At 69.4% G+C, this 20790-nt stretch carries 14 protein-coding genes; 7 read left to right on the top strand and 7 right to left on the bottom strand.

The window, feature by feature from the left end; genetic code table 11:
* Nucleotides 1-2: 2 nt before the first annotated feature.
* Complete coding sequence (locus IPF36_RS09875) at nt 3-998, bottom strand: DUF2272 domain-containing protein (RefSeq protein WP_133096584.1); 996 nt, start codon at nt 996-998, stop codon at nt 3-5.
* A gap of 250 nt (nt 999-1248) precedes the next feature.
* Entirely contained in the window at nt 1249-1527 is a 279-nt protein-coding gene (locus IPF36_RS09880) for an HU family DNA-binding protein (protein WP_012354324.1), read from the bottom strand.
* Nucleotides 1528-2555: 1028 nt separating this feature from the next.
* On the opposite strand from IPF36_RS09880, the gene IPF36_RS09885 reads away from it, so the two are divergent.
* Nucleotides 2556-3059: an SET domain-containing protein gene (locus IPF36_RS09885; RefSeq protein ID WP_133096583.1), complete on the top strand. Its 504-nt coding sequence runs from the start codon at nt 2556-2558 to the stop codon at nt 3057-3059.
* A gap of 13 nt (nt 3060-3072) precedes the next feature.
* Here IPF36_RS09885 and IPF36_RS09890 read toward each other — a convergent pair whose 3' ends face one another.
* From IPF36_RS09890 to phhA, 4 genes are all read right to left on the bottom strand, one after another.
* A complete protein-coding gene (locus tag IPF36_RS09890; protein ID WP_133096582.1) occupies nt 3073-4731 on the bottom strand; it encodes a sensor histidine kinase in 1659 nt (552 codons plus the stop codon).
* Between the two features lie 73 nt (nt 4732-4804).
* The gene (locus IPF36_RS09895; protein ID WP_133096581.1) at nt 4805-5509 is read right to left on the bottom strand and encodes a response regulator transcription factor; all 705 of its coding nucleotides are present in this window, start codon (nt 5507-5509) and stop codon (nt 4805-4807) included.
* A gap of 154 nt (nt 5510-5663) precedes the next feature.
* On the bottom strand, nt 5664-5981 hold the full coding sequence (locus IPF36_RS09900; RefSeq protein WP_255286414.1) for a 4a-hydroxytetrahydrobiopterin dehydratase: 318 nt from the start codon (nt 5979-5981) through the stop codon (nt 5664-5666).
* A 131-nt stretch (nt 5982-6112) separates the two neighbouring features.
* On the bottom strand, nt 6113-7048 hold the full coding sequence (gene phhA / locus IPF36_RS09905; protein ID WP_240745911.1) for a phenylalanine 4-monooxygenase: 936 nt from the start codon (nt 7046-7048) through the stop codon (nt 6113-6115).
* A 169-nt stretch (nt 7049-7217) separates the two neighbouring features.
* Here phhA and IPF36_RS09910 point away from each other — a divergent pair, with 169 nt between their 5' ends.
* The 5 genes from IPF36_RS09910 (at nt 7218) to IPF36_RS09930 (ending at nt 17869) form a co-directional block, all read left to right on the top strand.
* The gene (locus IPF36_RS09910) at nt 7218-7703 is read left to right on the top strand and encodes an Lrp/AsnC family transcriptional regulator (protein ID WP_029046491.1); all 486 of its coding nucleotides are present in this window, start codon (nt 7218-7220) and stop codon (nt 7701-7703) included.
* A 132-nt stretch (nt 7704-7835) separates the two neighbouring features.
* On the top strand, nt 7836-13916 hold the full coding sequence (locus IPF36_RS09915) for an alpha-2-macroglobulin (protein ID WP_195427885.1): 6081 nt from the start codon (nt 7836-7838) through the stop codon (nt 13914-13916).
* Entirely contained in the window at nt 13913-14617 is a 705-nt protein-coding gene (locus IPF36_RS09920) for a lysoplasmalogenase (RefSeq protein ID WP_135706154.1), read from the top strand. The genes IPF36_RS09915 and IPF36_RS09920 overlap by 4 nt, the downstream gene beginning before the upstream one ends.
* A complete protein-coding gene (pbpC, locus tag IPF36_RS09925) occupies nt 14614-16857 on the top strand; it encodes a penicillin-binding protein 1C (RefSeq protein WP_195427886.1) in 2244 nt (747 codons plus the stop codon). The genes IPF36_RS09920 and pbpC overlap by 4 nt, the downstream gene beginning before the upstream one ends.
* A 58-nt stretch (nt 16858-16915) precedes the next feature.
* Nucleotides 16916-17869: a delta(1)-pyrroline-2-carboxylate reductase family protein gene (locus tag IPF36_RS09930; protein ID WP_133096576.1), complete on the top strand. Its 954-nt coding sequence runs from the start codon at nt 16916-16918 to the stop codon at nt 17867-17869.
* Here the strand turns inward: IPF36_RS09930 and IPF36_RS09935 are convergent.
* Nucleotides 17821-18507, bottom strand: coding sequence for a TetR/AcrR family transcriptional regulator (locus tag IPF36_RS09935; protein ID WP_240745910.1), 687 nt, complete (start codon nt 18505-18507; stop codon nt 17821-17823). The genes IPF36_RS09930 and IPF36_RS09935 overlap by 49 nt on opposite strands.
* A 167-nt stretch (nt 18508-18674) precedes the next feature.
* On the opposite strand from IPF36_RS09935, the gene IPF36_RS09940 reads away from it, so the two are divergent.
* Complete coding sequence (locus tag IPF36_RS09940) at nt 18675-20651, top strand: alkyl/aryl-sulfatase (RefSeq protein ID WP_195427891.1); 1977 nt, start codon at nt 18675-18677, stop codon at nt 20649-20651.
* The last annotated feature ends 139 nt before the right edge of the window (nt 20652-20790 follow it).

The following is a 20790-nucleotide window of genomic DNA, read 5'->3' on the forward strand; positions in this document are numbered from 1 at the left end:
GCCTATTGCAGGTTGTTCCGCATCACCAGCACCCAGGGCATGTGCGAATTGGTCACGCCATCGATCCGCCCCGAATCGCCCAGTTCGATTTCCTCCATCGATACCGATTGCTGGACATTGCCGCCGATGGCACGCACCACCCGCGCCGCCGGATCGACGGCCACCACGATGTCGCAATGCATCGGGGTGGTGCCGAAGCCGATCTCCGCCACATCCTCGAGGTAGCGGTCGCGTCCCCGCCCGGAACAGACGATGTCGCCCGGGCGGGGCATGGCCGGAACGGGTTCGATGCGGAAGGCGGGATGGGCAAGGATGCCGTCGCGCGCATCGACTACATACATCGAATGTGACTGGCCGGTCAGGAACTGCTGCTCGTCCAGCCCGGCCTTGCGCAACACCCACGAGATAAACACCGCCGACCAGGCCCAGGCGCCTTGCGTGACCTGCCGGCAACTGGGGGTTTCGCCGACGATGCCCCAGTAGCGCCGGGCCAGCGTGCAGCCCAGCGGCGTGGCCTCCATGCCGGTGCCGTCCGGGAAAGTCATGCAATCGGCGCGAGGCCACTTGATGTTGTTGCTGTCGGTGTCGGCGCTGGTGCCGCTGGCGGGCGCGCCGGTATCGGCCTTGTCCTCGGGTTGCACCTCCGGCGGTTCAGGCAGGGCCGGGGGCAGTTCGGGAGCCGGCGCCGGGCTGTAGGTGACGCAGGCGCTGTCGTCGCGGCCAAGGCGCACCACCTGCCCGCCCCAGCGCGACCACTCCTGCGTGGCGATCTCGACGATGCGCTCGCGCGGCGTGGCGCCGGGCGTGGTGACCGGCCGCTCGTTGTCGGCCAGCGGCCGTGCCTGCGGACGCGCGGGTTCGCTGACCGTGGTGCAGGCGCTCAGCAGCGCCAGCGCCGCGGCGGCGCAAATGGCTTGTGGAGAAACCTGTGGAATCCGCTGTGGAAAGCGCTGTGCATAACGCTGTGGAGATCTGCGGCGCAATGGACGGGCGAACATGGAAGCCCCACATGGCTCGGCGCCCCGTCCGGCCCCGCATCGGCCTTGGCTGGACGCCTGTTGGAAGTCCTGGCGCGCAACCGCTTCGGCAATGGCTTCAGCGCTGCGGCGGATACTGCAGAAAACGTCGATCCCTGCTGTGGATAACGTCCCCCGCCTGGCGCTCGCCTGCGCCCTGGCCGAAGCTTGCGGCCGGCGGCGGCATGGCGGGGTCAAACAAACACGGGCCGTGCAGTGCAGCCCGTCAGGCTCACTGGTTGACAGCGTCCTTGAACTTCTGGCCGGCCTTGAACTTCACGGTCTTGGCGGCTTCCACCTTGATTTCTTCGCCGGTGCGCGGGTTGCGCGCCATGCGCTCGCCACGCTCGCCCTTGCTGAACGTGCCAAAGCCGATGAGGCTCAGCGTATCGCCCTTGGCCACGGCGTCCATGATGGCCGACAGGGTCACGTTCAGTGCCTGTTCTGCCTTGGCCTTGGTGAGACCGTCCACACCGGCTGCGATAGCGTCGATCAGTTCGGTTTTCGTCATGCTTCACTCCGTATCGAGTTGATAAAACACAGGCGCCCGGTCGGCGGTAGCAAGGCTGCCACCGGACCGGCAAAAGACGCCGCGGGCCACATCATACCGTGTCGGACAAGGCGCACCGCGAACAGATTGTTACCTGCAGGATTGCGCCAGGCCGCCTCAGGCCGTGGCTGGCGGCAAATCGACCTGCTGGCAGACCTGGTTGCGGGCGCTGCCGTTGCGGTGCAAACGCCGCGCGGCGAGCGCATGGACGGCCACATGACGCTGCACAGGCAGGCGGCCAGCCCGCCACGTTACAAGATGTCCCACGAGCCGTTCAAAGGCCATAGAGGGCCGCAGAGGCGTTTACGGGCCTTCTGCGACTGGGGATGGACCTCAGGGAGCCTCCGGCACGTATACGCGCCTGTATTCGCCCTAAAAGCCCCACAGTCCGGCTGCACTATGTTGCATGCAGATCCAGGCAAGGTTACCTGCCTCGCAAGACGGTATTCGGCTTGTGCATGCCTGGATCCGGCGTGTTCAGACTTGCGTATACGGCAACCTCTGCGGGCACCGGTATACGCCGGGCTCTTGCCGCTGCCCTGGTTCCGCCTTTCGGTTTACATCTTTCTTTCATGTATACAGATAGTGGTAGTAGGTAAACGGCGCCTCCGGCTGTGGAAAACTATGTAAACGTCTTTGCCGTCAACGGTTTACGTAAACGAGAAGTGGTTGCATCCATTGTTGGTCGCAGTGGATGAACCGGCCTTATGGATGAGGTCTTGCGGTATACGCCTCCGACTTATGCCCGAGGCATCCCCATGCGGGCCCCAGGCAGCCCACATCGAATCCGCGTGCTTTTCCACAGAAGGAGGCGGGGTTATCCACATGCGCGAGGTTTACGTGACCGGCCGTAACCAGGCCGTATACCTGCCAGGGCGAGCGGTCGAGCCGTTAACCAGGGGTCACGTATACGTGTCGCAGCCACGCCGGTATCATGCCGATCGCGCCGGAACGGCCGGCACAGGCAGGCGACACGCATGGAAAGGCAAATGGCGGACAAGGCAAAGCAAAAGGCAGCGGGCAAGAAGACCGCGAGCGACCGGATCGAGGTGCGCCAGTCGGGCGTGCACGGCAAGGGCGTATACGCGATCGCCCCCATCGCCGAAGGCGAGCGCGTGATCGAGTACAAGGGCGAGCACATCTCGTGGAAGAAGGCGCTGGAGCGCCACCCGCACGATCCCAGCGATCCCAACCACACTTTCTACTTCAGCCTGGACGACGGCAGCGTCATCGACGCCAAGTTCGGCGGCAACCGCGCGCGCTGGATCAACCACGCCTGCGAACCGAACTGCGAGGCGCGCGAGAAGAAGGGACGCGTCTTTATCCACGCGCTGCGCGATATCGCCCAGGGCGAAGAGCTGTTCTATGACTACGGGCTGGTGATCGAGGCGCGCTATACGGCCAAGCTGAAGAAGGAATTCGAGTGCCGTTGCGGCAGCCCGCAATGCCGCGGCACCATGCTGGCGCCGAAGGACAAGAAAAAGAAGAAGTAAGGCCGAAGGCGCTTCAGCCGGTCGAACCTGCCGGCTCGCACGGGATCCGGATCACGAAGCGCATGACCGCCCGGCGCTCCGGCGTGCCCTCGGTGCCCTGCAGGCTGGCCGGCTGCTGCGGCACGTCCTCGATATGGATGGTGCCCTGGTGCAGCGTCACGATCTCGTGCACGATGGCCAGCCCCAGGCCGGCGCCGCCGCTCTGCGCCGCGCGGTCGCCGCGGAAGAAGCGCTTGAACACCTCTTCGCGCCGCTGCGGCGGGATGCCGGGCCCGTTGTCTTCGATCATCACCACCGCCATGCCGCGGTGACCCATGGCCTCGCCGCCGGCGCGCACGGTGATGCGGCCGCCGGCCGGCACGTACTTCACCGCATTGTCGATCAGGTTGGACAGCGCCTCGCGCATCAGCAGGCGGTTCCCGCGCACAACCGCGGGCGTGCTGCCGGTGAAGGTAGGCCCGGGCAATATCTCGAAACCCAGGTCGATGCGGCGCGCGAGTGCCTGCGGCACCCATTCGGCGCCGATTTCGAAGGCAAGCTCGGCCAAATCGAAGTGCTCCACCGGCCCCAGCCGCTCCAGCGACAGCCCAGGCTCTGCGCGCGCCAGCGACAGCAGCTGGTTCGACAGCCGCACCGCGCGGTCGGCCGCGGTCTGGACTTCACGCAGGGCATGCCGGACGACCTCCGGAGAATCGGCTTCCATGGCGCGGTCGGCATGCAGCTTGACCGCCGTCAGCGGCGTGCGCAGCTGGTGCGCGGCATCGGCGATGAACTTGCGCTGTGCATCGAGGGCGTCGCGCAGCCGCGCCAGCAGTGCATTCAGGCCGCGGATCAGCGGCGCCACCTCGGCCGGCACCTGGGTTTCGTCCAGCGCCGCCAGCGAGCGCGCGGTCTGCCGGTTGAGCTTGTCGGCCAGGATCTGCAGCGGCACCAGCTCTTCCTTGAGCACGTGCGACAGGATCAGGCTGCCGACCAGCAGCAGCAGGATCAGCGGCACCGACACCGACAGCAGGATCTCGTTGGCGGCGGTCTCGCGCCGGTCCAGCAGCTCGGCCACTTCGATCACGATAGGTCCGCGCGCGGGCTTGCCGGCCTCGCTGGTGCCGAGCTCGTCCACCGCGGCGCTGGGCAGCATCACCGGCAGCCGCACCGCGCGCACCTGGCGCCCGCTGAACCAGGCATAGAACAGCCGGGCATCGTGCAGCGTGGTCTGGCCGGTGCCGTAGCCCAGCCACGTGTCCATGCCGCCGATCAGGCCATCGGGCCCGTGGATGCGCCAGTAGATGCGGTCGGTGCCCTCGGCCTCGACCAGCGTCTGCGCGATCATCGGGATGTCCTGCTCCAGCCGCGGGCCGGCGATGCGGATCTGCTGGGCGATGTTGTTGGCCACGCCATACAGCGCGCGGTCGAACACCTGCGTGGTGTAGTGCGCCGCCAGCCAGTAGGACAGCGAGCCGCTGGTGAGCACCAGCGCGAACAGCGGCGTCGCCAACGCGCGCAGCAGGTGTACGCGCAGGCTGATGTTGGAGCCGGGGCGGGCGGCCTGGCGTGTCGATGCGGGCGCGGCGCCGGCGTTGTCAGCCGCGGCGGAGGAAGGGAGCTCGTTCCGCGTTGCGATGCGGGACGAAGTGCGCCAGGAAATCCGGGTGGAGGTGCGGGAGCGGGGCCACATTGCCGGCTGGGCTGATGGGTCGGGGCCGGGGGTCAGTGCCGTGCGCCGGGCGGCGCAAGCGGCAGGAACGCTTTCATTGGCCGGCGCGGATCTGCAGCAGGTAGCCGAAGCCGCGCACGGTCATGATCTCGACATCGCAGTCCTCGAGCTTCTTGCGCACGCGGTGCACGTAGACCTCGATCGCGGTGTCGCCCACGGTATCGCCGCCTTCGCCGGCGGGGTGGGCAAAAGTGGCCAGGTGGTCCTGCAGCTGCGCCTTGCTGACGACGCGGCCCTGGCGCTGCAGCAGCAGCTCGAGCACCGCGAACTCGCGTGGCGACAGTTCCAGCGGCCGGGCGTCGATGAACATGCGGCGGTCGTTGCCGGACAGGCGCAGGCGCCCCAGGCGCACGTCGCGCTCGGGCGCGGCCTCGCCATGCTGGCTGCGGCGCAGCAGCACGCGCACGCGCGCTTCCAGCTCGGGCAGGGCGAAGGGTTTGATCAGGTAGTCGTCGGCACCGGCGTTCAGGCCCGAGAGCTTGTCTTCCAGTTCGTCGCGCGCGGTCAGGATGATGACCGGGGTGGTGCGGTTGCGGGCGCGGTAGCGCGCCAGCAGGGTCATGCCGTCGATCCCGGGCAGGCCCAGGTCGAGGATGACGAGGTCGTGCTGCTCGCGCAGCAGGTGTTCGGTGGCATAGACGCCGTCATGGACGACGCGTACCTGGTGGCCGGCGCGGGACAGGCCGGCTTCGACGCCGCTGGCAATCTGGCGGTCGTCCTCAATCAGCAGGATACGCATGGCGGCTCGGGCAGGAGGTTGGGCATGGCTGGAGGAGGGCCCATGCAGCACACGGTGCGGGCCTGCCGCAGATTGTACTCGGCGCGGACGGCTGCTTCCTTACGGTTTGCCTACGTCCGCCCGGGTATCTGCTGCCGCGCGGGGTATCCGGGTATCAGCCCGGCACCACCAGCGCCGCCGCGGCGCGCTCGATGAAGTGGGCCAGGTCGATGTCGCGCTGTGTGAGGCCGTTGGCGTCGTGGGTGGACAGCGTGATGTCGACGCGGTTGTAGACGTTGAACCATTCGGGATGGTGGTCGGCCTTGTCGGCCTGGATCGCCACGCGCGTCATGAAGCCGAAGGCGGCATTGAAGTCGTGGAAGGTGAAGCGCTTGAAGATCGCGTCGCGGTCCTGGACGGTGGTCCAGCCGGGCAGTTCGGCGAGCAGCGTGGCTCGGGCTTGCGGGGACAGAGGGGTCATGGTGGGCTCGATCTGGGTCTTGGGAAATCGGCAGGCAGCGTCGGGGGACGCCGCCAGAGCGGACAGCCGGCCCGCCCGCGCCGGGGCGGCGGGCATGCCGGCATTGTTTCACAAAGCGGGAAGCGGGGCAGGGGCCGCCGGAATCAGATGTCGTCGGTGTCGGCCCAGCCTTCGCGGGTACCGACGTTGATCACCTGGTCGCCCGGCACCACGTCGCCGGCGCCCAGCGTGGGCTGCGCGCGCAGTTCCTGGTACAGCGGGGCGAAGTCCGGCCGGGTCGCGTCGAACAGCTGCTCAAAGCTGTCGATCACGAAGTAGGTCTTCTGGAACGTGTCGATGCGATAGCGCGTGCGCATGATGCGGCGCACGTCGAAGCCGATCCGGTTGGGGCTGGCCGAGTCCAGGCTGTAGATCGATTCGCCCTGGCTCGACAGGATGCCGGCGCCGTAGATGCGCAGCCCTTGCCCGGTGCGGATCAGGCCGAACTCTACCGTGTACCAATACAGGCGCGACAGCATGTCGAGCGCGCCCATGCCTGCCGCCTTCAGGCCGCCCTTGCCGTAGGCCTCCATGTAGTCGGCAAAGACCGGGTTGATCAGCAGCGGCACGTGGCCGAACACGTCGTGGAAGCAGTCCGGCTCCTGCAGGTAGTCCAGCTGCTCGGGTTTGCGCATCCACCAGCTGGCCGGGAAACGGCGGTTGGCCAGGTGCTCGAAGAACACCTCGTCCGGCACCAGCCCGGGCACGGCGACCACCTGCCAGCCGGTGGCGCGCATCAGGGTCTCGTTGAGCTGGCCGAAATCCGGCACGCGGTCCTTTTCCATGCCCAGCGTGGCCAGGCCTTGCAGGAATTCGTCGCTGACCCGGCCCTGCAGCATCGAGGCCTGGCGCTCGTACAGCTTGCGCCAGATGGCGTGATCGGTGCTGGTGTAGCGGTGCACCGGCTGCGCGATGGTGAAGTCGGGGCGCAGCGCCTGGCCGGACAGCAGGCCTTCGTCGAACTGTTCGCGCAGCTTGTCGGTGAGGGTGCCCTGGAAGGCGGCGGGGGCTTCGGTGGCGGCCATGGCGGGTGCGGACATGGGTTTGTGTCTCCTGTTATGCGTGATCGCTGCGGCGCGGCAGCGCGGAATGCGGATTTACTGCGTAGTTTAGTGACAGCATGCCGCATATACGCCGCAAAATCGGCTTGTCTTCAATTGATCGTGCATGTAACGTGCGTCATGCGATGACTCGATGCGGAATTTGTGTATGACTGCCCAAAGCGTCTCTCTTGACCCGTTCGACCTGGCCCTGCTGGCCGCGCTGCAGGCGGACGGCCGCTCCACCCACCAGCAACTGGCCGAGCGCGTGCACCTGTCGCCCAGCCAGGTCGGGCGCCGCCTGGCGCGGCTGGAAGCCGATGGCGTCATCACCGGCTACCGCGTCAGCCTGTCGACCCAGGCGCTCGGCCTGGGCGTGCTGGTCTTTATCAGCGTCAAGCTGGCGCACCACGGCGACACCATCGTCGAGCGCTTCCGCGAGGAAATCCTGCTGCTCGAAGAGGTGCAGGAGTGCTATTCGGTAGCGGGCGAGGCCGATTACCTGATCCGCGTGGTCGTGCCGGACCTGCCCACGCTGGCGGAATTCACCATGAAGCGGCTGATGCGGGTGCCCGGGGTGGAGAGCGTGCGTTCCAATATCGTGCTCACCGCGATCAAGTGCGAGGGGGCGCTGCCGCTGTCGCACCTGCGCTGAGCCGGCTCTTAGGTCCGGGTTGAATCTTTTCCAGGTGCGCCATGCAGGATTGCGCGCCGGTCTTGCACTCCTGTGGCGTGCGTGTCACCCTCGCCGGGTGCCACGAAGTGGCGGAAAAGGGAGGATGGCAGGATGAAGGGAATCGTCGCCGGAGCCGGTCGGGACCTTGGCAGCAGGCAGCCAGCGCGCGCGTCATGCGCCGCGGCATTGGCGCTGGGCGCCGCGCTCGCGCTGCTCGCCGGCGTCCAGCCCGCCGATGCCGCCCAGGTCACCCGCTTTTCGCCCGAAGGCACGGTGGGGCAGGTCAGGCAGGTGGCGATCCGCTTCGACGAGGCCATGGTGCCGATGGGCGACGTGCAGGCCGCCGCGCCCGCCGCGGTGTCCTGCACCGGCGCCGGCACCAGCGGCCAGGCTCGCTGGGTGGATGCCAGGAACTGGGTCTATGACTTCGCCAGCGACCTGCCGCCCGGGGTGCGCTGCAGCGTGCGCATGCGCACCGGGCTCAAGAGCGTTGCCGGCACCGCCTATGCCGGCAAGCCGGAATACCGCTTCGAGACCGGCGGCCCGACCGTGATCGCCAGCCGGCCGTCCGGCGGCGAGATCGAGGAAGACCAGGTCTTCGCGCTGCGCTTCAACGGCCCGGCCACGCCGGCGTCGGTGCGCGAGCACGCCTGGTGCCAGGCGCAGGGGCTGGGCGAGCGCATCCCGGTGCGGTTGCTCGCCGGCAAGGAACGCGATGAGCTGCTCGAGGCGATCCACTGGACCAAACTGGCCAAGCCGGCGCCCGATGCCGTGCACCTGCTCGCCTGCCAGCAGCGGCTGCCGGCCGCGGCGCGCGTGCAGCTGGTGCTGGGCGCGGGCATTGCCACGCCGTCGGGGGTGGCCACGCGCGACGAGCGCCGCTTCGACTACACCGTGCGCGAACCCTTTGCCGCCAGCTTCAGCTGCGAGCGCGAGCACGCGCAATCGCCGTGCACGCCGCTGCGGCCGATGTCGGTCACGTTCTCGGCCCCGGTGCCGCGCAAGCAGGCCGAGAAGGTGGTGCTGAAGACGCCGTCCGGCCCGCGTGCGCCGCAGTTCGCTCCCGATCTGGCGCCGGATGCCAGCGTCAGCGCGCTCACCTTTGCCGCGCCGTTCGCCGAGAAGGCGCAGTTCACCATCGAGATACCGAAGGACCTGAAGGACGACAGCGGCCGCACGCTGTCCAATGCCGACCTGTTCCCGCTCAAGGTCGCCACCGCGTCCATGCCCCCGCTGGCCAAGTTCGCCGCAGCGCCGTTCGGCGTGGTGGAGCGCTTCGGCGAGCTGCCGCGCGGCAAGTCGCCCGCCGACTATCCGCCGCTGCTGCCGGTGACGCTGCGCAATGTCGAGGCCGATCTGGCCGTGCGCGGCATCCAGGCGCGTGCCGGCACGGTGATGAAGCTGCGCGTGGACGACGATGCCGCGGTGATGCAATGGCTGGGGCTGGTGCGCCGCATGCATGAGTCCAGCTATACGCGCGGCGAGCTCGACGCGGTGCTGGCGGGCCGCTCGCCGTACCGCGTCAGCAATCCGCGCAACGCGGTGTCGATCGAGACGCGCTCGGTGTCGTTGCTCGAGCGCGCCCCCGGCGTGCAGAAGCTGGCCGTACCCAAACCATCGGGCGACGGCCCGCGGCCGTTCGAGGTGGTCGGCATCCCGCTGCCCGAGCCGGGCTTCCATGTGGTCGAGATCGCTTCGCCGATGCTGGGCGAGGCGCTGCTCGGCAAGCGCGCGCCGATGTACGTGCGCACCGCCGCGCTGGTGACCAACCTGGGCGTGCATTTCAAGCTGGGTCGCAGCCAGGGCAACGAGGACGACGGCAGCCGCAGCGGCCTGGCGTGGGTCACGGCGCTCGACGACGGCAAGCCGGTGGCCGACGCCGCCGTCGCGGTGCGCGACTGCAGCGGGCGCCTGCTGGGCGAGGGCCGCACCGATGCCAGCGGCGTGGTGCGCTTTGCCCGGCTGGACGCCGTGCCGGAATCGAATTGCGACCAGAACGGGCTGTCGGGCTATTTCGTGTCGGCGCGCATCGCCGCCGGACATCCGCAGGCGCGCGGCAAGGCCGACATGGCCTTCGTGATGTCGGACTGGAACCGCGGCATCGAGACCTGGCGCTTCAACGTGCCCACCGACACCAGCACCGCGCCGACGGTGCGCGCGCATACCATCTTCGACCGTACCCTGCTGCGCGCCGGCGAGACCGTGTCGATGAAGCACCTGATCCGCGCCGAGACCGCGCAGGGCTTTGCCTTGCCGCCGGCCAGCCGCCCGCTGCCGACGCGCGTGGTGATCCGCCACGACGGCAGCGGCCAGACCTACGAGCTGCCGCTGCAGTGGCGCCAGACCGCGACTGGCGGGCGCAGCGCGGAAAGCACGTTCCAGGTGCCGCCCGCGGCCAAGCTCGGCGTCTATACCGTCGAGCTGGAAACGCAGGAGCAGACGCAGCAGGGCGGGCGCGCGAATGGCCGCGACGAAGGCTCGCGTACCTATCCCAGCGGCAGCTTCCGCGTCGAAGCGTTCCGGCTGCCGGTTCTCGCCGGCACGCTGCAGCTGGACGGCAAGGCCGGCGCCGCGATCGCGCCGGCCGAGCTGCCGGTCGGCGTGGAAATCCACTACCTGTCGGGCGGCGGCGCGGCCGGCTTGCCGGTGCGCGTATCGGCGCTGCTGCGCGACAAGAGCGTCAGCTTCCCCGGCTATGACGAGTTCTCGTTCAACCCGCCGCGACCGCAGCGCGAAAGCGCCAGCGGCGACGAGGAAATGGATGACGCCGACCAGCCCGACGACGGCCAGAAGCTGGTGGCGGACAAGCTGCCGCTGACGCTGGACAAGAACGGCAACGGCTCTGTCACGCTGCGCAAGCTGCCCAAGACCGACGCGCCGCGCGACCTGGTGCTCGAAGCGGGCTTTGCCGACCCCAACGGCGAGATCCAGACGCTGCGCCAGACCGTGCCGCTGTGGCCAGCTGGCGTGGTGGTCGGCATCCGGTCCGAAGGCTGGGTCTCGGTGAAGCAGAAGCTGGCGGTGCATGGCGTGGTGCTGGACCTGAACGGCAAGCCGGTGGCTGATGCCCCGGTCAAGCTCAATGCGCGCGCTCGCCTCACCACCTCGGCGCGCAAGCGCGTGGTCGGCGGTTTCTACCGCTATGACAACCGCACCGAGACGCGCGACCTCGGCACCGTGTGCGAGACCCGCACCGATGCGCAGGGCCGCGCGCGCTGCGAGGTGGCGCTGGAGCAGGCCGGCCAGGTCGAACTGGTGGCAAGCGCGCGCGACAAGGAGGGACGCACCGCGCAGGCCGCTTCGACGGTCTGGGTCACGCGCCAGGGTGAACTGTGGTTCGGCGGCGAGAACCACGATCGCATCGACCTGCTGCCGGAGAAGAAGTCCTACGCCCCGGGAGACACCGCGGTGTTCCAGGTGCGCATGCCGTTCCGGCACGCCACCGCGCTGGTGGCGGTGGAGCGCGAGGGCGTCTACCAGACCCAGGTGGTCGAGCTGCATGGCAGTGACCCCACGGTGCGCGTGCAGGTCAGGCCGGAGTGGGGCCCCAATGTCTACGTCTCGGTGCTGGCGCTGCGCGGGCGCCTGCATGAAGTGCCGTGGTATTCGTTCTTTACCTGGGGCTGGCGCCAGCCCGGCGAGTGGTGGCGCGCGTTCCGCAGCGAAGGCCGCGAATATGCCGCGCCGACGGCACTGGTCGACCTGTCCAAGCCGGCCTTCCGGCTGGGGCTGGCCGAGATCAGGGTGGGCAATGCCGGACACCGGCTCGATGTCACGGTGACGCCCGACAAGGCCACCTATCCGGTGCGCGGCAAGGCGCGCGTGGCAATCCAGGTCAGGCTGCCCGACGGCAAGCCCGCCGCCAATGGCGAAGTCGCGCTGGCCGCGGTCGACCAGGCGCTGCTGGAGCTGATGCCTAACACCAGCTGGGACCTGCTTGACGCCATGCTGCAGCGGCGCGGCTATGGCGTGGAAACGTCGACCGCGCAGATGGAAATCATCGGCCGCCGGCACTACGGGCGCAAGGCCGTGCCCGCCGGCGGTGGCGGCGGCAAGAGCCCGACGCGCGAGCTGTTCGACACGCTGCTGCTGTGGAACCCGCGCGTGCAGCTCGATGCCGAAGGCCGCGCCAGCCTGGAAGTGCCGCTCAACGATTCGCTGACCAGCTTCCGCATCGTCGCCGTGGCCGACCTGGGCGTGGGCCGCTTCGGTACCGGCAGCGCCACCATCGCCGCCACGCAGGATTTGCAGGTGATCTCGGGCCTGCCGCTGCTGGTGCGCGAGGACGATCGCTACCGCGCCATGTTCACGCTGCGCAATACCACGAAGCGCGCGATGACGGTGCAGGCGAGCGCGCGCGCCACGCTGCTCGGCAACGACGGCACGCTGCCGGCGCAGACCGTGCAGATTCCCGCGGGTGAAGCGCGCGAGATCGGCTGGGACGTGACCGCGCCCACGCTGCTGGCGTATGCGCGCAGCGGCACCGTGATGTGGGAAGTGCAGGCGAGCGAGCAGGGCGGCGGCAATGCCGGCGACCGCATCAAGGTCTCGCAGCAGATCGTCCCCGCGGTGCCGGTGACGGTGCAGCAGGCAACGCTGGCGCAGGTGTCGCCGTCGCTGTCGGTGCCGGTCAAGGCGCCGCCGGGAGCGCTGGCGGATCCCGCCGGCAAGGTGCGCGGCGGGCTGCAGGTGAACTTCCAGTCGTCGCTGGCGGGCGGCATGCCGGGCGTGCGCGAATGGTTCCGCCACTATCCGTTCACTTGCCTGGAGCAGCGTGCGTCGAAGGCGATCGGCCTGAACGACAAGGCCGCGTGGGAAGCGCTGATGACGCAGTTGCCGTCGTACCTCGACGCCAACGGGCTGGCTTCGTATTTCCCGCTGGCTTCGGACAGCGACTACGGCAGCGAGGTGCTGACCGCCTACCTGCTGGCTGTGACCGACGAAGCCGCGCGCGCAGGCCTGGCGCTGCGCATTCCCGACGCGCAGCGCGCGCAGATGGAGCGCGGACTGGCCGACTTCGTCGAAGGCCGTATCCGCCGCGACGGCTGGTCGCCGGTGGGCGGCACGCAATACCTGGAGGTGCGCAAGCTGGCCGCGCTCGAAGCGCTGTCGCGTACCGGCCACGCGCAGGCGCGCATGCTGGATGCGATCCAGATCCTGCCGGCGCAGTGGCCGACCTCGGCGCTGCTCGACTGGACGCTGCTGCTGACGCGCATGGCCGATATCCCGCAGCGCGAGCAGCGGCTGGCCGAGGCGCAGCAACTGCTGCGCTCGCGCCTGACGGTGCAAGGCACGCGGCTGGCGTTCTCCACCGAGCGCAACGACAACTGGTGGTGGATGATGGCCGGCGGCGACGCCAACGCCGCGCGGCTGCTGACGCTGGCCGCCGAACTGCCGGGCTGGAAGGAAGACGCGCCGCAGCTGGCCACCGGCCTGATCGGCCGCCAGGTGCGCGGCGCCTGGGGCACCACCACCGCCAATGCGTGGGGCATGCTGGCGGTGACGCGCTTTGCGCAGGTGTTCGAGAAGACGCCGGTGGCGGGCAGCACGCGCGTCTCGGTGAGCAACGCCGCCGATGCCACGCGCAGCTTCGACTGGGCGCGCGCGCAGCGCAACGACGGCGTGGCGCAAGGCAGTGTCGACCTGCCGTGGCCGGCAGGCGCGGACGGCGGCACGCTGCAGGTGGAGCAGGCCGGCGCGGGCCATCCGTGGGCGACGGTACAGGCGCTGGCCGCGGTGCCGGTCACGGCGCCGCTGGCCGCGGGCTACCGCATCAAGCGCACCGTGACGCCGCAGGAGCAGGCGGTGTCGGGCAAGTGGTCGCGCGGCGACGTGTACCGCGTCAAGCTCGAGATCGATGCGCAGGCCGACATGACCTGGGTGGTGGTCAGCGACCCGGTGCCCGCCGGCGCCACCATCCTCGGCAGCGGCCTGGGCCGCGATTCGCAGATCGCCACGCGCGGCGAGCGGCGCCAGGGCGTGGCCTGGCCGGCCTATACCGAACGCACGCCGCAGGCGTATCGCGAGTACTTCGGCTACCTGCCCAAGGGCACGGTGTCGGTCGAGTACACGGTGCGCCTGAATAACGCCGGCGAGTTCTCGCTGCCGCCGTCGCGCGTCGAAGCGATGTACGCGCCCGATGTCTTTGGCGTGGCGCCGAACGCGCGGCTGGTGGTCGGGGCACGTCCATGAGCTGGATCGCGCTGAGGATGCCGGCGCGGGTGCGCGAGTGGTGGGTCGCGGGCGCGCTGGCGGGAGTGCTCTATGGCGCCTTGCTGGTGCAGGTGTCGATGGAGCTGCCCGAAGGCGCGCCATTGACCGGGCAGATCGCCATGCAGCCGTTGTGGAAGACCGCGATGGCGCTGCTGCTGGCGCGGGCCGCGTGGTTCCACCGGCCGCTGCCGGAACGGCGCTGGCTGGTGACGGCGCTGGTGTGCTCGGCCGTCGGCGATTTCCTGCTGGCGGTGCCCGCGCTGTCGTTTTCGTTCGTGGGCGGGCTGGGTGCCTTCCTGCTTGCGCACCTCGCCTACCTGCGGCTGCTGGTGCCACTGGCCGGCGACCTGCGCCCGCACCGGCTGATCGCATGCGGCGCCATGCTCGGCGTGGCCGGGACCATGCTGGGACGCTTCTGGCCCAATCTCGGCACGCTGACGGTGCCGGTGTCGGTGTACGTAGGGGTGCTTGCGGCGATGGCGTGCAGCGCGCTGGTGGCGCGGCTGCCGACGCCGCTGGCGGCGCTGGGCGCGCTGTGCTTTGCCGCGTCGGACATGATGATCGGCATCGCGCGTTTCCTGGTGCCGTTCGAGACCTTCGCGCTGGGCATCTGGTGGACCTATGCCGCGGCACAGGTACTGCTGGTGGCGGGCATCGTGTCGGGACGGCCTGAGGCATGAAGCGACGCGGCGCGCGACTGACCTGGCTGGCGCTGCTGCCACTGCTGCCGCTGCTGTGGAGCGGCCATGCTGCCGCGTTGCCGGCCTTCGCGCAGGTGCGCGACGACTGGCGCAGCGCCGACGTGGTCGTGCTGGACCGCCACGGCGATGTGGTCGGCCGGGTACGCGACGACTTCCGCGCGCGCCGCGGCGACTGGGTCACGCTGGCGCAGACTTCGCCGGCATTGCGCACGGCCATCGTGCTGTCGGAAGACCGGCGCTTCTACGCGCATAGCGGCGTCGACTGGCAAGGCGTGGCCGCGGCGGCGTGGGCCAACCTGTGGAACACGCGCACGCGCGGCGCCTCGACGCTGACCATGCAGCTGGCCGGACTGCTTGACGACGACCTGCGCCGGTCCGGCGCGGCGGCGCAGGGGCGCAGTCTCACGCAGAAAGTTGGTCAGGCGGCGGGGGCGGCGGCGCTGGAACGCAGCTGGAGCAAGGAACAGATCCTCGAGGCGTACCTGAACCTGGTGCCGTTCCGTGGCGAACTGGTCGGGCTGTCGGCGATGTCGCAGGTGCTGTTCGGCAAGTACCCGCAAGGGCTCGATGCGCGCGAATCGGCGCTGGCGGTGGCGCTGGTGCGCGCGCCCAACGCGCCGGCCGTGCAGGTGGCGCGCCGGGCCTGCGGCATCCTGCGCGAAATGCGGCTGCCGCGCCAATGCGAAGGACTGGAAGGCTTCGCGCAACTGGCGCTGCTGCGCACCGGGCCGGTGGCGCAGCGTAATGCCGCGGCGCAGGTGCCTGCCACGGTGCAGCAGCTCGCCCCGCATCTCGCACGCCGGCTTGTCAGCGACACGCGCGCGCAGCTGGCGCCCGGCGCCTCCATGCCAGCGCACATTACATCCACGCTCGACGCACGCCTGCAGCGCGCGGCGGTCACAAGCCTCGACCGGCACCTGCGCGAGCTGGCCGGGCGCCATGTCGAGGATGGCGCGGTGGTGGTGATCGACAACGCCAGCGGCGACGTGCTGGCCTACGTGGGTTCGTCCGGCGCGCTGTCGTCGGCCGCGCAGGTCGACCACGCCGCCGCGCTGCGGCAGGCCGGCTCGACGCTCAAGCCCTTCCTGTACGCGCAGGCGCTGGAGGAACGGCGCCTGACCGCGGCATCGCTGCTCGACGACCGGCCGGTGAACCTGCCGGTGGGCGGCGGACTGTATGTGCCGCAGAACTACGACCACCGCTACGCCGGCTGGGTCAGCACGCGCGCGGCGCTGGCGGCATCGCTGAACGTGCCGGCGGTGCGCACGCTGGTGATGGTGACGCCGCACCGCTTCCACAAGCGGCTGGTGGCGCTGGGCCTGCCGCTGACCGAGGCGGGAGACTACTACGGCTACAGCCTGGCGCTGGGCAGCGCCGACGTGTCGCTGCTGGCGCTGACCAATGCCTACCGCGCGCTCGCCAGCGGCGGGCGCTATGCGCCGCCGCGGCTGCGCGAAGGCGCACCTGTTGCTGCGCCCGTCGCGGTCATGCAGCCGGGCGCGAGTTACGTGATCGGCGATATCCTTGCCGACCGCCACGCGCGCGCCCGCACCTTCGGCCTCGACAGCCCGCTGACCACGCGCTTCTGGACCGCGGTCAAGACCGGCACCAGCAAGGACATGCGCGACAACTGGTGCATCGGCTGGTCGCAGCGCTATACCGTGGGCGTGTGGGTCGGCAACGCCAGCGGCGCGGCCATGCGCGACGTTTCCGGGGTGTCCGGCGCGGCGCCGGTGTGGCATGACGTCATGGAAGCGCTGCACCGCGAGCAAGGCAGCCGCGCGCCGGTGATGCCCGCGGGCGTGCAGCGCGTGACGCTGAATTTCGATGATGGCCTCGAGCCCGCGCGGGAAGAGGTGTTCCTCGCCGGCACGGCCATCACGCGCGTCAGCGTTGGCAAGCCCGCGGCGGCGGCCAGCACCGCGCCGGCGATCGCCAACCCGGCCAACGGTACCGTGTTCGCGCTCGACCCCGACATGCCGCCGGCATCGCAGCGCGTCTGGTTCCAGGCCGAAGGCATCGCCGGCCAGTCCGCGCGCGCGGTCAGCTGGCGCATGGACGGCAAGCCGCTCGGTCGCGGCGCCGAGGTGGCGTGGCTGCCGTGGCCGGGCCGCCATCAGGTGGAACTGCTAGACGCGGCGGGCAAGGTCGTGGACCGGATCGGCATCGAGGTGCGCGGCGCATCGGTGCGGGCGCCGTCCGCGCCTGCCAGGCGCTGACATCGCTGCGCGGCCGTCCCGCATAATGGCCGCTTCACCATCCCGCCGGAGCGCCCGCATGTCCCTGCTTCCCCTCGATGCCGCCAGCACGGCGGCCCGACTGCCATATCCCGAACTGGCGCGCGCCATCGCCGACATGCTGGCCGAGCTGCGCGACGGTACGGCCATGGCGCCGCCGCGCATCGCGCTGCCGGTGGGCGATGCGGAGGACGGCGAGGGTACGCTGCTGGTGATGCCGGCGCGCAACCGCAACCTGGTGATGACCAAGAACATCACCGTGCACCCCGGCAACCCTGGGCGCGGGTTGCCCAATATCCTTGGCGAAGTGGTGGTGGCCGACGCGCATACCGGCGCGCGGCTGGCCATGCTCGACGGGCCGACGGTGACCGGCCGGCGCACCGCGGCGGTGTCGCTGCTGGCGGCGCAATGCTTCGCCGCGCGCACCGACGGCGAACTGCTGATCGTCGGCGCCGGCGTGCAGGCGCTGACGCACCTGGAGGCCTTTGTCGACGGACTGGGTGTGCGCAAGGTATGGCTGCAGTCGCGCACGCGCGACAAGGCCGAGGCGCTGGCCGCGCAGGCGCGTACGCTGGGCGTCGAGGCCGAAGTGACCGACACCGTTGCCGCGGTGCTGCCGCGCGTGTCGATGGTGGTCACGGTCACGTCCAGCCGCAGCCCGGTGCTGCCGGACCTGGACAGCGGGCTCTGGCGCGACGACCACTTCATCGCCGCGGTCGGCGCTTTCCGGCCGGACATGTGCGAGCTGCCGCCGCGGCTTTGCCATGCGGCCGCGGACCACGGGCGCCTGCTGGCCGATACGCTGTTCGGCATCGAGGAAGAAGCAGGTGACCTGCTGCAGGCGGGCATCGACTGGGGCACCGTGCAGCCGTTCGAGACGGCGATCCTGCAGGCCGATGCCATCCGCGCGCGCGGCGGCAGCCCGCTGGTGTTCAAGAGCGTGGGCTATGCGCTGTGGGACCTGGCGGCGTGCGTGCTGGCCAGCCGCGCCTGACGCCCCCGATCATCTTCCGCTCGGCCCGCCCGGGCGCGCAGCCAGTCGCTGAACAAGGTACGCGCCGGCGCCAGGAAGCCGGCGATCGGCTCGCTGCGGTCGCTGGCGTACCAGTGGACATAGCAGCCGTGCAGCGTGGCCACGATCAGGCGTGACATTTCGGGCGGCAGCGGCTGGCCCGGTACTGACAGCACCTCGGCCAGGTCGCGCACATGCGCGTCCCAGCTGTGCCGGATCTGCTCGCGCACGCTGGCCGGCACGCCGCCGGAGAACAGCAGGCCAAGCACCACGCCCTTGGCCTCGGGGTTGGCCGTGAAATAGTCGGCAAGTTCGTCGAACAGGTTTTCCAGCCGCTGCGGCGGCGTCTTGCCGGCATGCCTGGCGACTCCCCCAAGCTCATTTCCAAAGTCTTCGAACAGGCTGGTCGCGGCTTGTGCCAGCAGCATTTCCTTGCTGCCGAAGTGCCAGAGCAGGCTGCTCTTGGCCACCCCGACCTCGGCGGAGATTTGATCCAGTGTCACCTCGGAGTAGCCATGTGCGCTGATCAGCTCACGCGCGACGGCGAGAATCCGGTCTCGTGTTTCCAGGCCGCGGCGGTTCTTGAGCGCAGCGGGCGGGGCCTTGGTGGGCGGGGGCATCGATGACGGCATAGGGGGCAGGGGCAAAGTTCAGAATTTTCAGCGGCGCTGCGATTTGACAGTAGAGGAGTTCTGCCAGCAAACTTCAATATTGTACTGAACGTTCAGCACAATCTTTGGACACCACTCGCTGACAGCGCCTGAAGGAGACCCGCATGGAGACCCGCATGTCGTACCCGACCTCTACTGCCGCGGCCTTCGCCGCAGCCCTCGTTTTCGCTGGCGCTTCCGGATCGGCCAGTGCCGCGCCTACACCGCCCAACCCGGCCAGCGACGCCACGGCCCGCGCCCAGGCCGCCGTGCTTCAGCAACTGCCGTTCCAGAATCAGCGTGATTTCGAGGACGCGCGCCGGGGTTTCATCGGCACCATCGACAGCGGCGAGATCCGCGATGCGCAAGGCAGGGTGGTGTGGTCGCTGGATTCATACCGCTTTATCGACAAGGATGTCGCACCGGCGACGGTCAATCCCAGCCTGTGGCGGCAGGCCCGGCTGAACATGAACCACGGCCTGTTCCAGGTGACCGACCGCATCTACCAGATCCGCGGCTTCGACATCTCCAACATGACGATCATCGAAGGCGACAGTGGCCTGATCATCATCGACCCGCTGACCGCCACCGAGACCGCCCGCACCGGCCTGGAGCTGTACTACAAGCACCGCCCCAGGAAGCCGGTGGTGGCGGTGATCTATACGCACAGCCATGCCGATCACTTCGGCGGCGCCAAGGGCGTGATCAGCGAAGACGACGTCAAGGCGGGGAAGGTCAAAGTGCTGGCGCCCGAAGGCTTCATGGAAGAGGCGGTCAGCGAGAACGTCTTTGCCGGCAATGCGATGAGCCGCCGCGCCCAGTACATGTATGGCGCCAACCTGCAGCGCTCGGCCACCGGCCAGGTCGATGCCGGGCTCGGCAAGGCGGTCGCGCAGGGCACGCTGACGCTGGTGCCGCCGACCGACCTGATCGCGAGGACCGGCGAGACCCGCACCATCGACGGCGTGCAGATCGAATTCCTGATGGCGCCCGGCACCGAGGCGCCGGCCGAGATGCTGATGTACCTGCCGCAGTGGAAGGCGCTGTGCGCGGCCGAGGATGCCACCCACAACCTGCATAACCTGTACACCATCCGCGGCGCGCAGGTTCGCGACGCCAACCAGTGGTGGCGCGCGCTGGACGAGACCATCGACCGCTTCGGCGGCCGCACCGAGGTGCTGTTCGCGCAGCACCACTGGCCGACCTGGGGCCGCGACAATATCGTCACCTACCTCGGCAAGCAGCGCGATGGCTACAAGTACATCCACGACCAGTCGCTGCGGCTCGCCAACCTGGGCTACGTGCCCGCCGAGATCGCCGAGCGTGTGAAGCTGCCGCCGTCGCTGGCCTCCGAATGGCACCTGCGCGACTACTACGGCACCGTCAGCCACAACGCCAAGGCGGTCTACCAGCGCTACCTCGGCTGGTACGACGCCAATCCCGCCAACCTGAACCCGCTGCCGCCCGAGGATGCCGGCAAGCACTACGTCGAGTACATGGGCGGCGCGGCGCGCGTGCTGGAGCGGGCGCGCGCGTCGTATGCGCGCGGCGAGTACCGCTGGGTGGCAGAGGTGCTCAAGCACGTGGTCTTTGCCGACCCCGACAACCAGGCCGCGCGCCGGCTGCAGGCCGATGCGCTGGAGCAGCTCGGCTACCAGGCCGAGTCGTCGACCTGGCGCAATGCCTACCTGACCGGCGCTGCCGAGCTGCGCGACGGCGCGCCCAGGTCCACCCGTCGCACCGGCAGCCCCGACGTGCTGCGGGCGATGACCGACACCATGTTCCTGGACTACCTGGCGATCAGCCTGAACGGCGACCGTGCCGCGGGCAAGACCGTCGCGATCAACTGGGTGCAGCCCGACACCGGCAAGCGCTACGCGCTGACGGTCGAGAACGGCGTGTTCCGCTACAAGGCAGGCGCGCAGCATGCCGCACCGCAGGCCACACTGACGATGCCGCGCGCGGTGCTGACCGGCGTGCTCTCGGGGCAGACCACGCTGCAGGCGGAGACCCAGGCCGGCCGCGCCAAAGTCGGTGGCGATCCGCAGGCGCTCGCTGCATGGGTGGCACTGATGGACAAGTTCGAGCCGAGCTTCGCAATCGTCACGCCGTGAGCGTGGGTCTCGCCGCGTAGGGCAGGGGCAGGCGGGCGCTATTGCGCAGCCGGCCCCTAAACCCTCGTATCTTTCAGGGTTTTTTCCGGCGCGCGGCATAAAGCGTTGCGCCGACGCAGCGTTTACCCGGCCTGGCAAT

Origin of the sequence: Cupriavidus sp. IK-TO18, assembly GCF_015549295.1 — a bacterium.
GTDB lineage: Bacteria > Pseudomonadota > Gammaproteobacteria > Burkholderiales > Burkholderiaceae > Cupriavidus > Cupriavidus oxalaticus_A.